At 61.6% G+C, this 11030-nt stretch carries 13 protein-coding genes; 1 reads left to right on the top strand and 12 read right to left on the bottom strand.

Translation table 11 applies throughout. The features are described from left to right. Positions 1-207 precede the first annotated feature (207 nt). The 8 genes from murB to JFU48_RS15350 form a co-directional block, all read right to left on the bottom strand. Positions 208-1227, bottom strand: a complete 1020-nt coding sequence (murB, locus tag JFU48_RS15385) for a UDP-N-acetylmuramate dehydrogenase (protein ID WP_201136871.1) — start codon at positions 1225-1227, stop codon at positions 208-210. Beyond that, the gene (locus JFU48_RS15380; RefSeq protein ID WP_003227075.1) at positions 1224-1688 is read right to left on the bottom strand and encodes a low molecular weight protein-tyrosine-phosphatase; all 465 of its coding nucleotides are present in this window, start codon (positions 1686-1688) and stop codon (positions 1224-1226) included. The genes murB and JFU48_RS15380 overlap by 4 nt, the downstream gene beginning before the upstream one ends. After that, positions 1688-2452, bottom strand: coding sequence for a 3-deoxy-manno-octulosonate cytidylyltransferase (gene kdsB, locus JFU48_RS15375; RefSeq protein WP_103522244.1), 765 nt, complete (start codon positions 2450-2452; stop codon positions 1688-1690). The genes JFU48_RS15380 and kdsB overlap by 1 nt, the downstream gene beginning before the upstream one ends. After that, on the bottom strand, positions 2449-2634 hold the full coding sequence (locus tag JFU48_RS15370) for a Trm112 family protein (protein ID WP_003179363.1): 186 nt from the start codon (positions 2632-2634) through the stop codon (positions 2449-2451). The genes kdsB and JFU48_RS15370 overlap by 4 nt, the downstream gene beginning before the upstream one ends. 21 nt (positions 2635-2655) lie before the next feature. Further along, entirely contained in the window at positions 2656-3666 is a 1011-nt protein-coding gene (gene lpxK, locus JFU48_RS15365) for a tetraacyldisaccharide 4'-kinase (RefSeq protein WP_201136870.1), read from the bottom strand. Continuing rightward, positions 3666-4094, bottom strand: a complete 429-nt coding sequence (locus tag JFU48_RS15360) for an ExbD/TolR family protein (RefSeq protein WP_025112998.1) — start codon at positions 4092-4094, stop codon at positions 3666-3668. The genes lpxK and JFU48_RS15360 overlap by 1 nt, the downstream gene beginning before the upstream one ends. Next, positions 4091-4726 (bottom strand): MotA/TolQ/ExbB proton channel family protein, encoded by a 636-nt coding sequence (locus JFU48_RS15355; RefSeq protein ID WP_003227083.1) that lies wholly within the window; start codon positions 4724-4726, stop codon positions 4091-4093. Before JFU48_RS15355 ends, JFU48_RS15360 begins: the two co-directional genes overlap by 4 nt. A gap of 111 nt (positions 4727-4837) precedes the next feature. After that, positions 4838-7051 carry a DNA internalization-related competence protein ComEC/Rec2 gene (locus tag JFU48_RS15350; RefSeq protein WP_201136869.1) on the bottom strand — a complete coding sequence of 738 codons (2214 nt, stop codon included), beginning with the start codon at positions 7049-7051 and terminating at the stop codon, positions 4838-4840. Between the two features lie 136 nt (positions 7052-7187). Between JFU48_RS15350 and JFU48_RS15345 the strand changes: the two genes are divergently transcribed. Beyond that, the gene (locus JFU48_RS15345) at positions 7188-7706 is read left to right on the top strand and encodes a DUF2062 domain-containing protein (RefSeq protein WP_003227088.1); all 519 of its coding nucleotides are present in this window, start codon (positions 7188-7190) and stop codon (positions 7704-7706) included. Between the two features lie 80 nt (positions 7707-7786). On the opposite strand, the gene JFU48_RS15340 is transcribed toward JFU48_RS15345, so the two are convergent. From JFU48_RS15340 to JFU48_RS15325, 4 genes are all read right to left on the bottom strand, one after another. Next, on the bottom strand, positions 7787-8566 hold the full coding sequence (locus JFU48_RS15340; RefSeq protein WP_003227090.1) for an ABC transporter permease: 780 nt from the start codon (positions 8564-8566) through the stop codon (positions 7787-7789). Further along, positions 8563-9495: an ABC transporter ATP-binding protein gene (locus JFU48_RS15335; protein ID WP_003227092.1), complete on the bottom strand. Its 933-nt coding sequence runs from the start codon at positions 9493-9495 to the stop codon at positions 8563-8565. Before JFU48_RS15335 ends, JFU48_RS15340 begins: the two co-directional genes overlap by 4 nt. A 133-nt stretch (positions 9496-9628) precedes the next feature. Then, positions 9629-10252, bottom strand: coding sequence for a glutathione S-transferase family protein (locus JFU48_RS15330; protein ID WP_201136868.1), 624 nt, complete (start codon positions 10250-10252; stop codon positions 9629-9631). 43 nt (positions 10253-10295) lie between these two features. Beyond that, on the bottom strand, positions 10296-10955 hold the full coding sequence (locus tag JFU48_RS15325; RefSeq protein ID WP_201136867.1) for a transglutaminase-like domain-containing protein: 660 nt from the start codon (positions 10953-10955) through the stop codon (positions 10296-10298). Positions 10956-11030 lie beyond the last annotated feature (75 nt).

Raw genomic sequence — 11030 nt, 5'->3', positions numbered from 1 at the left:
GGGAGCAAGCTCCCTCGCCACAGGGTCATCGCTGACTGATATGTGGTTGGCACAGGCTCTCTTGTGCCGACGCGAACGTCTGCACCGGGCCTTTGGTGGAGCAAATGACGGTTATCGTTAGCTGGCTAAGTTAACCCACCGTTAACAAAAAAGCCCTGCACTTTTTGCTCAGTGCAGGGCTTTGGATGGCTTCTGGAAAGCGTAGCCTCAATAACGGTTCGGCTCCATTTCCAGCTCGACATTGAAACGTTCGGCAATATCTTTCTGGATGCGTTGCGCCAGATCGAGCAATTGCAGGCCGGTCGCGGAGCCGTAGTTGACCAGCACCAGCGCCTGCAATTTATGCACGCCAGCATCGGCCTCACGGAAACCCTTCCAGCCAGCGCGCTCGATCAACCAGCCGGCGGCCAGCTTCATTTGCCCGTCCGCTTGCGCATAGGCCACCAGATCCGGGTGCTGCGCCTTGATCTGCTCGACCAGCGCCGCCGACACCAGCGGATTCTTGAAGAAACTGCCGGCATTGCCGAGCACGGCCGGATCCGGCAATTTTTCGCTGCGGATACTGCAGATCGCGCGGCTGACGTCGGTGGGCGTCGGTTGCTCGATGCCCTGCTCGGTCAGGCGCTGACGCACCGGGCCGTACTCCAGATGCAGGTGGGCAACTCGATCAAGCTTGAAGCGCACCCGCAGGATCAGCCAACGCCCCGGCTGCTGCTTGAACAGGCTGTCGCGGTAGGCGAAGTTGCATTCTTCCAGGCTGAAGTCGCGCAGCTCGCCGGTCTGGCGATCCAGCGCGGTCAGCCCGGCGAACACATCCTTGATCTCGACGCCGTAGGCACCGATGTTCTGCATCGGCGCCGCGCCAACGGTGCCGGGAATCAGACTGAGGTTTTCCAGACCGGAAAATCCCAGCGCCAAGGTGTGTTGCACAAACGGATGCCACGGTTCGCCGGCTTCAGCCTCGATCACCACGCGGCTGCCGTCATCGCTGATCAGCCGAATGCCACGGCTGGCCATGCGCAGCACCAGCGCCGGGATATCAGCCGTCAGCAGCAGGTTGCTGCCGCCGCCGATCACCAGCAATGGCACGTCATGGGCAGTCGCATAGGCCAAGGCTTCGCGCACGTCGGCATCGCTGTGGGCCTCGGCGAACAACTGCGCACGAACGTCCACACCAAAACTGTTGAACGGTTTCAGCGAAACCTGTGGTTGCACCTGCAAACTCATAACCGACCCTTCACTTCGATCAACAGTTGGTCACAGGCTGCCTCGATCAGATCCAGCACCTGCTCGAAACCCTGATCGCCGTCGTAGTATGGATCCGGCACTTCATCGACCACACCGGCATAACGGCGCAGGAACAGGTCAAGCTCGGCCTTGCCGGTGGACGGTTGCAGCGCCTTGAGGTTGCGCAGGTTGCTGTTGTCCATGGCCAGAATCAGGTCATAACTGGCGAAATCGGCACGGCTGACCTGCTGCGCACGTTGCGCCGACAGGTCGTAACCACGCAGTTTGGCCGCAGCCTGGCTGCGCTTGTCCGGCGGATTGCCGACATGCCAGTCACCGGTGCCGGCGGAGGCCACTTCGACCTGATCCGCCAGCCCTGCTTCGCGCAGTTTGTGGCGCAACACGCCTTCAGCGGTGGGCGAGCGGCAAATGTTGCCCAGGCACACGAACAGGACGCGCATCAGGCCTCCAGCAGGCGACGAACGCGCTCAAGATCTTCAGCGGTGTCGACACCGGTCGGCGGCGCGATCAACGCATCGGCCACATGAATCCGCACGCCGTGCCACAGAGCACGCAGTTGTTCGAGGGATTCAGTGTTTTCCAGCCAGCACGGGCCCCAGCTCACGAAGTCCTGAAGGAACCCGGCGCGGTAGGCATAAATGCCGATGTGACGACGGTACGGCACACCTTCCGGCAACTGCTGGCGATTTTTGGCGAACGCATCGCGGGCCCACGGCAAGGTCGCGCGACTGAAGGTCAGCGCCAGACCATTGAGGTCGCTGACGACCTTGACCACGTTCGGGTTGAACAGGGTTTCGACGTCTTCGATCGGCTCGGCCAGGGTGGCCATGCGCGCTTCGGTGTGGGCGGCGAGGTTGGCGGCAACCTGATCGATCACGCTTGGCGGGATCAGCGGCTCGTCACCCTGCACGTTGACCACGATCGCGTCAGGCTCGAGGCCCAGTTTGGCGGCGACTTCAGCCAGACGATCGGTGCCGGAATTGTGATCTTCACGGGTCAGCACCACTTCAGCGCCGAACGCCTTGCAGGCTTCGACGATGCGCGCATCGTCAGTCGCGACCACCACACGGCTGGCGCTGCTTTTGCTCGCCTGTTCCCAGACATGCTGGATCATCGGCTTGCCGGCGATATCCAGCAGCGGTTTGCCCGGCAGGCGGGTCGAGGCGTAACGCGACGGGATGACAACGGTGAAAGCAGTGGTCATTTATCCAGACGCTCGTCAGTGGTCAAGGTACGCGCTTCGCTTTCGAGCATCACCGGGATGCCGTCGCGGATCGGATAGGCCAGGCCGGCGCCCTTGCTGATCAATTCGGTCTTGTCGGCGCTGAGCTTGAGCGGGCCTTTGCAGACCGGGCACGCGAGGATGTCGAGCAATTTGGTGTCCATGAACATTCCCTGGATAAAGAGTTAAGGCAAAAGACGATCGGGCAACAGGCGCATCAACTGGGTGTCGAACCAGGCCACGAAGGCCGGTGACGGCACGGCATCGACGGCCAGATACCACCAGTCGTCTGCTGCGAAGGCACGGCACTTCACCGCGTCCTTTTCGGTCATCACCAACGGCAATGACGGTGTGAAATTCAAGGCCTGCACGCTGTATTCGGCGTGGTCGGCAAACGCATGGGGGACTGCTCGCCAGTCTAGCGCTTCGAGGGTATTGAAGAAACGTTGCGGATTGCCGATCCCGGCCACCGCGTGCACCCATTGACCGGGCGCAAAATGCGCCAGCGGCTTGCGCGCGCCGCTGCGCAGATTGACCAGTGCGGTCGGTTGCAGGTGAAAGGCAAAACCGTCTTCACGATCCGCAGTGGCACCGTTGAACAGCACGCCATCGACGCTTTGCAGGCGCTCGATCGGCTCGCGCAACGGACCGGCCGGCAGGCAGCGCTGGTTGCCCAAGCCACGGGCAGCGTCGATCAGTACCAGCTCCAGATCCCGCGCCAGGCGGTAATGCTGCATGCCATCGTCGGAGAGGATCAGGTCCAGTGGTTCACTGGCGAGCAAGGCTTTGACCGCCGCGCTGCGATCAGGGTCGATCATCAGCGGTACGCCAGTGCGCTGTACGATCAACAGCGGCTCGTCGCCCGCGATCTCGGCGCTCTGCTCAGCGGTGACCCGCCACGGCAGTTGCGGCGGTTTGGCGCCATAACCTCGGCTGACCACACCAACCCGCAGACCGGCGCGTCGGCAATGCTCGATCAGCCACAGGATCATCGGTGTCTTGCCGGTGCCGCCCACCGTGATGTTGCCGACCACGATCAACGGCACCGGTGGCTGATAGATCTGGCCTTCACCGTCGAGAAAACGCTGACGCTTGTTGACCACCACGCGGCGGTAGAGCATTTCCAGCGGCCGCAGCAGCGTCAGGGCCGGATGCCCCTGATACCACGCGGCGAGCAAACGATCGGACAGGCTCATCAGGATTTGGGCGCCGCCTCGACCGTGGTCATGCGCAGATGGCTGAAACCGAGCTTGCCGGCCGCGTCCATGGCGGTGATCACCGATTGGTGTTGGGTCTTGCCGTCGGCACTGATCGACAACGGCATGTTGGTGTCACCGTTGGCTTCTTTCTGCATGGCTTCCATCAGGGTTGCCAGGTCGTTCTTCGGCAGAATCCTGTTGTTCACCGAGAACACGCCTTCGGCGCTGATCGCGACATCCAGTTGCTTGAGCTGCTGGTCTTCGGCGGGCGAACCGCTGACCGATTCCGGCAGATCGACGCGCAACTGTGTCTCGCGGGTGAAGGTGGTGGTCACGACGAAAAACAGCAACAGGATGAACACCACGTCGATCAGCGACGCGAGGTTGATGTCGATCGTTTCCCGGGGTTTGCGACGGAATTTCACGCTTTGTCCCCGGCCAGATCGACGTCACGGTCGCCCTGCACCACTTCGACCAGTTTGATCGCCTCCTGCTCCATGCCCACCACCAGCTCATCGATGCGGCGCTGCAGGAAACGGTGGAAGAACACCGACGGAATACCGACCATCAGGCCCGCCGCCGTGGTGATCAGCGCCTTGGAGATACCACCGGCCAATACCGAGGCGTTAGTGGTCATGCCGGAACCGGTGAAGGCGCTGAAAATGTCGATCATGCCCAGTACCGTGCCCAACAGGCCCAGCAACGGCGACATGGCGGCAATCGTGCCCAGCGCGTTGACGTAGCGTTCGAGCTCGTGAATCACCCGCGCGGCGGCTTCTTCGATGCATTCCTTCATGATCTCGCGACCATGCTTGGAGTTGGCCAGGCCCGCGGCGAGGATTTCACCCAGCGGCGAATTGGCGCGCAGTTCCTTGAGTTTTTCTTTATTGAGCTGCTTGTCCTTGATCCAGACCCAGACCTGACCCAGCAGATGCTCGGGGGTGACGCGGCTGGCGCGCAGGGTCCACAGACGCTCGGCGACAATCGCCATGGCCGCGATGGAACTCAGAATGATCGGCAACATCATCCAGCCGCCGGATTTGACCAATTCCCACACAGTGACAGTCCCCTCGAAAAAGTGCGCCACTTTACCATACCGGTTCGCGATTAAGACCCGCTGCCCCGACGACCTGATGCCACATTCGGCGATCCCGCGATCAATGGTGTTTCAACGCCAGAAACGCCGTTGTTGACGCATCAGCCACGGCGCCTGAAAGCTGCCCAGGCGCAGTTGAATGGCGCCGTGCTGCGCGCTGTCGTAGATGCGCAGCCCTTGCTGACGATAACGCGCGAGCACCAGCGGGTGCGGATGACCGAACGAATTACCCTGGCCCCGGGAGATCAGCACCGAATGCGGCTTCAATGCCCGAAGCAGCGCCATCGAGGAGGAACTGCGACTGCCATGGTGCGGCGCCTGCAGCCAGTGCGTCGGCACGGCCAGCGGACTGTCGAGCAGAACCCGTTCGGCGGCGATGTCGATATCGCCGGTCAGCAGCAGACGCTCGCCATTGGCCTCGATCTGCAACACGCAGGAGCGCTGATTGCTGTCATTGGCGGCCGACCATTGCCACAGCTGAAAACGGACCCCGTCCCACTGCCACTGCCGCCCGGTTTCGCAGGCCTCGGCCCGCAGTATGGCGGGCAGGCCCGGCGGATCGCCGCTGATCACCCGAGTCACTTTCAAGCCCCGCGATACCGCCAGCGCACCACCGGCATGGTCGGCGTCGGCATGACTGAGCAGCATCAGATCGATGCGCTCGACCCCGAGTTTGTGCAGCGTCGGCAGCACCACTCGCTCACCCAGATCGAAATCGCCGAAGCGTGGACCGGCGTCATAGAGCAACGTGTGATGACGCGTACGGATCAGGATCGCCAGGCCCTGACCGACATCGAGCTGCCAGATATCGGCCAGCCCCTCGGCCACCCGCTCGCGAGGCGGCGCCACCAGAATCAGCAGCAACGGCCAGCCCAGCGGTCGTAATGGCACTCCGCGCGGCAACAGCAGCAAAAAGGCGCCGAGACTGCCGAGCAACAACGCCCACCACGGCAGCGACGGCGAGATCCACGCCGGCCAGGCCCCGGCAATCATCGACAAGCCGCGAAACAGCCAGTCGATCAAGCCACCCGCCAGCCACAACAACCCCGCACCGACATAAGGCACCGGCAACAACAGCGTGCCGAGCAGCGCCGGTGGCAGCACCAACAGGCTGACCCACGGCACCGCCAGCAGATTCGCCAGTGGTCCGCTGAGGCTGACCGGCAGATTCAGCGCCAGCAGCACCGGGCACAGACCCAGCGCGATCAGCCATTGCGCCCGCGTCCAGGTCTGCCACCATTTCCACGCACCGAGTCGACCACCGAAGGTGAAAATCAAAATCCCCACAGCGGCGAACGACAACCATAGACCGGGACGCAAACTGGCCAACGGGTCGAGCAACAGCACCGCATTCAACGCCAGTAACAGCGGCCACCACGCGCCGAGATGGCGAAATCGCAGACGCCACAGCAGTACCAGCCCGACCATCACACAGGCCCGTTGCACCGGCACATCAAACCCGGCAAGCAAGCCGTAACCGAGCGCCGCGGCAAACGCCAGCCCACAGGCCCATGGCAGCCAGGGCCAACGCAGCGGCCACCAGCCGTAGCGCGCCAGCCCGGCGACCAGCAGATACATCACCGCCGCCAACATCCCGATGTGTTGGCCGGAAATCACCAGCAGATGCACGGTGCCGGTGTCCTGCAGGATCTGCCAGTCCTCGCGACTGAGCCCGGAGCCATCACCCAGCACCAGCGCCGCCAATGCACCAGCCCGCCCTTGTGCATCGACTGCCAGCAAGCGCTGGCGAATGCCGTCGCGCCACGCCCAGTTTGCCTCGGCAAGGCGCTGACCATCCTTGATCGTACCTGTCGCGCCGATGCGTTGCGCCAGCAGCCAGGCTTCGTAATCGAAGGCATCGGGATTGAGCAAACCGCCGGGGCGCTTGAGTTTCACTGCCAGACGCCAGCGCTCGCCACTTTTGACCGCTGGCCCGGCGTACCACGCCAGACGCATCAACGACGGCAGCCTGTCGTGGCGCGAGCGGGCATCGGCCAACTCGAAACGCACCACGCCCTCGCTGGTTTGCGGCAAGCCGACCACCCGCCCCTCGACCCAGCGGGTTTCACCGTCAAGTTGCGCCGGTAATCGCTCATCCAGCGCCCACTGCGCACTGACGCAGGCCCAAGTGAAACCGAACAGCAGAAACGCCAAGGGATAGCTGCGAAACGGCAGCAACATCAGCCCCACCATGGGCAACAACATCATCAACCCGACCGGCGGTAAAACCGGCAAAAAACCTGCAACCAGCAAACCGGCTGCCAGCGCCATCATCCCTGTGCGCATAAGCCTGTCCTTGAGAGTCCCCTCACTATGCTTAGCTGGCGTGGAGCACAAGCGTCGTCAACAATTGTCACAAAGTCTGAATGGGCGCTTCGTAGAATCCAGACATACTTGCCGCCTTAACCGACCGAGAAGCCTTATGCCCCGGCGCTTATTCAAACGTTACATGCCCGACCCGACGAGCATCAGGGAACACAAATCCTTACGCTTTCTCGGCAAGTTGCTGCATGACCCGAACCTCTGGCATCTCAATCGTCACTCGGTGGCCCGGGCGATGGCCGTCGGCCTGTTCGCCGCGTTCCTGCCGATTCCGGCGCAGATGCTGGTAGCCGCCGCACTGGCAATCACCGTGCGCGGCAATATGCCGATTGCCGTCAGCCTCGTGTGGCTGACCAACCCGATCACCATGCCGGCGGTATTTTTCTGCACTTATCAGGCCGGGGCCTGGTTGATGAATGTGCCTGCCCGTACCCTGCCCGATTCGTTGACCTGGGAATGGGTCAGCGGAGAGCTCTCGACCATGTGGCAGCCGTTTTTGCTGGGGTCGGTGGTATGCGGACTGCTACTCGGCATCCTCGCCTACTTCACGGTGATGCTCTATTGGCGCTGGTGGGTGGCGCGGCAATGGGCGCGGCGCAAGAAAAACCGCATGCGCTGAATGCAAAACGGCCTCCGCAGTGGGAGGCCGTTTAGTTTTGTGTTGTCTGCATTCGCGAGCAGGCTCGCTCCCACATTGGATCAGGTCCGCATCCCGCGCCCACTCACCAGCAACCGCGCACAACCGAGATACAACACCACCGTCGCCACCAGCATGAAGGTGATCGCGATGCCGATCCGGATATCCGACACGCCAAGAATGCCGTAACGGAACGCGTTGACCATGTGCAGCACCGGGTTGGCCAGCGACACGGTCTGCCAGAACGGCGGCAGCAAGGTGATCGAGTAGAACACGCCACCGAGGTAGGTCAGCGGGGTCAGCACAAACGTCGGGATGATCGAAATGTCATCGAAGTTGCGCGCAAACACCGCGTTGATGAAGCCCAGCAGCGAGAAGATCGTCGCGGTCAGGATCACCACCAGCAAGGTCACGCCGAGGTGATGCACCTGCAGATGGGTGAAAAACAGCGACAGGATCGTCACGATGACCCCGACCATCAAGCCACGCAGCACGCCGCCAACGGTGTAGCCGATCAGGATGGTGTGCGGCGACACCGGCGAGACCATCAGTTCCTCGATGGAACGCTGGAACTTGCTGCCGAAGAAGCTCGACACCACGTTGCCGTAGGAGTTGGTGATCACCGACATCATGATCAGCCCCGGCACGATGTACTCCATGTAGGTGAAGCCACCCATGTCGCCGATCTGCCGACCAATCAGGTTACCGAAGATCACGAAATACAAAACCATGGTAATCGCCGGCGGCAGCAGCGTCTGCGGCCAGATCCGGGTAAAGCGGCGGACTTCTCGATACACGATGGTATTGAGGGCGACGAGGTTGGGACGGAACTCGGAACTCATACCGCCACCTTCGACAGATTCTTCTCTACCAGAGACACGAACAGCTCCTCGAGGCGATTGGTTTTGTTACGCAGGCTCAGCACTTCGATGTTCTGCTGCGCCAACTGGGTGAACAGCGCGGTGATACCCATGGATTTGTCGACCTGGACTTCCAGGGTATGGCCATCGAGCAACCGGGCGGGATAGCCGAGCAATTGCGGCGCGGCGTTCAAGTCGTTTTTCAGATCCAGCAGGAAGGTTTCGACGTGCAACTGGCCCAGCAGCTGTTTCATGCTGGTGTTCTCGACAATGGTGCCGTGGTCGATGATGCCGATGTTGCGGCACAGCTGCTCAGCCTCTTCCAGATAGTGCGTGGTGAGGATGATGGTGATGCCTTTCTGGTTCAGCTCGGTGAGGAACGTCCACATCGAGCGACGCAGTTCGATGTCGACGCCAGCGGTCGGCTCATCAAGGATCAGCAGGCGCGGCTCATGCACCAGGGCGCGGGCGATCATCAGTCGGCGCTTCATGCCGCCGGACAGCGAACGCGAGGGCACATCGCGCTTGTCCCACAGGCCGAGCTGGGTCAGGTACTGTTCGGCGCGTTCCTTGGCGATTTTCGCCGGAATGCCGTAGTAACCAGCCTGGGTCACGACGATGTCGAAAGTCTTTTCGAACTGGTTGAAGTTGAATTCCTGGGGCACCACGCCGATCGAGCGCTTGAGCGCGGCGGGGTTCTTGTCCAGGTCGTGACCGAAGATATTCACCGTGCCGCTGGTCTTGTTGACCAGGGTCGAGAGAATGCCGATGGTCGTGGATTTGCCAGCGCCGTTAGGGCCGAGCAAGGCGAAAAAGTCACCTTCGGCGACGTCCAGATCGATACCACTCAAGGCCTGGAACCCGTTGCCGTAGGTTTTGGTTAGCTGCCGGATGGACAGAGCGGAACTCATATCGGATTTACGCACCAAGAAGGGAAGAAGAGGAAAGATTGGGCCGGGCGGCGGACAAAACAACCACGGCGCGTGAACGCAATGGTGCTTGCCGCCGCCACACAAGTACAGTCAAGTGTGTCGATAGTTATTATCAAGTCAACGCGGTCATGACCGCTTTCTGATACGCCGGACGCTGCTTCAACCGTGCATACCAGGCTTCCAGATGCGGCTGCGAGGCACGCTCGATGGGCATCTCGAACCAGGCATAAATGAAACTGCCCAGCGGAATATCGCCCATGCCGATGTCGCTGCCGGACAGATACGGCTGGCGGGCGAGGGCCTGATCGGCCATGGACAGCAGCGCTGTGCACTCCTTGATTGCTGCGTTGATCGCCGGCCAGTCCTGCTTGTCTGCCGGTGTGCGCAATACGCCCCAGAACACCGTGCGAAACGGCCCGGCAAAACTGGAGGTGGTCCAGTCCATCCACTTGTCCGCGATGGCCCGGGCCTGCGGGTCAGCCGAGTACCACGCAGTGTCTGGCGCATGTTTGGCCAGCAGATAACGCACGATGGCGTTGGATTCCCACAGCACGAAGCCGTCGTCCTCGATCACTGGTACCCGACCGTTCGGGTTGATCGCCCGATATTCGGGCGTGTCTACCACACCGAAGGCACCACCGGCGTCAATCGCCTCGTAGGCCAGGCCAAGCTCTTCGGCGGCCCACAGTGGTTTCCTGACATTCGATGAGTTTTTCCGTCCCCAGATCTTCAGCATGACCGCCTCTTTTCCAATGCGTGGGCAAGCAGCATACGCCGGATCAGGCACGGCTCAAATCACTCTGCAGATCGCCCAGCACCGTCGCCCGGTGTTCGCCGAACAGATGCGGGTAGCACTTTTCCAGGTGTTCGAAAAAGAATCGCTCCGGCACATCGGCGAACTGGCCGTGATCGACCAGATATTCCATCAGCAGCGCGCCATCACGGTTGTACGGGTGGAAAACGCTGTCGTTGATCCCGTCGAATTCCAGCGGCGCAACGTTGAACAATTCGCAGAGCTTCTGGTTGAAGGCCGGTGTGGCCTTGACCCAGCGCTCGTTGAGAAACAGTTCGGTGTAGCCGTGCATGGCGAACACATCACTGCGCAACAGCTCCAGCAAACGCGGGGTCGACAGGTGATTCCTGACATCGGCCAGACCAATGCGCGCGGGAATGCCGCAATGCCGCGCACACCCGGCGAGCAACGTGGCCTTGGGCACGCAATAACTTTCCCCGGCCCCCAGCGCGTAACTGCCACACAAGGTCTGCGGGTCGAGGCTGAAGGTATACGGGTTGTAGCGCACCGCTTCACGCACGGCGTAATAGAGACTGATCGCCTGCGCGAGCGGGTCGCGGCTGGCACCCCGGTGCTGTTCGGCGAACTCCACCACCGCCGGGTGGTCACTATCGATGAAGCGGCCGGGACTCAGATACTCGCGCATGACGATGTTCTCCTGGGTGAGTCCCGAGTCTAGCGACAGCTCAAGCACAGAGATAACGACGTTTCGGCCAAACAT

The organism is Pseudomonas sp. TH49 (genome assembly GCF_016650625.1).
GTDB classification, from domain to species: domain Bacteria; phylum Pseudomonadota; class Gammaproteobacteria; order Pseudomonadales; family Pseudomonadaceae; genus Aquipseudomonas; species Aquipseudomonas fluorescens_H.
This window is presented reverse-complemented; position numbering and strand designations above follow the sequence as displayed.

Coding starts and splice junctions, on each gene's coding strand:
- JFU48_RS15380 (WP_003227075.1), bottom strand. CDS start 1,688: ATGCGCGTCCTGTTCGTGTGCCTGGGCAACATTTGCCGCTCGCCCACC.
- JFU48_RS15370 (WP_003179363.1), bottom strand. CDS start 2,634: ATGGACACCAAATTGCTCGACATCCTCGCGTGCCCGGTCTGCAAAGGC.
- JFU48_RS15330 (WP_201136868.1), bottom strand. CDS start 10,252: ATGCTGAAGATCTGGGGACGGAAAAACTCATCGAATGTCAGGAAACCA.
- JFU48_RS15335 (WP_003227092.1), bottom strand. CDS start 9,495: ATGAGTTCCGCTCTGTCCATCCGGCAGCTAACCAAAACCTACGGCAAC.
- JFU48_RS15340 (WP_003227090.1), bottom strand. CDS start 8,566: ATGAGTTCCGAGTTCCGTCCCAACCTCGTCGCCCTCAATACCATCGTG.
- JFU48_RS15345 (WP_003227088.1), top strand. CDS start 7,188: ATGCCCCGGCGCTTATTCAAACGTTACATGCCCGACCCGACGAGCATC.
- lpxK (WP_201136870.1), bottom strand. CDS start 3,666: ATGAGCCTGTCCGATCGTTTGCTCGCCGCGTGGTATCAGGGGCATCCG.
- kdsB (WP_103522244.1), bottom strand. CDS start 2,452: ATGACCACTGCTTTCACCGTTGTCATCCCGTCGCGTTACGCCTCGACC.
- JFU48_RS15350 (WP_201136869.1), bottom strand. CDS start 7,051: ATGCGCACAGGGATGATGGCGCTGGCAGCCGGTTTGCTGGTTGCAGGT.
- murB (WP_201136871.1), bottom strand. CDS start 1,227: ATGAGTTTGCAGGTGCAACCACAGGTTTCGCTGAAACCGTTCAACAGT.
- JFU48_RS15325 (WP_201136867.1), bottom strand. CDS start 10,955: ATGCGCGAGTATCTGAGTCCCGGCCGCTTCATCGATAGTGACCACCCG.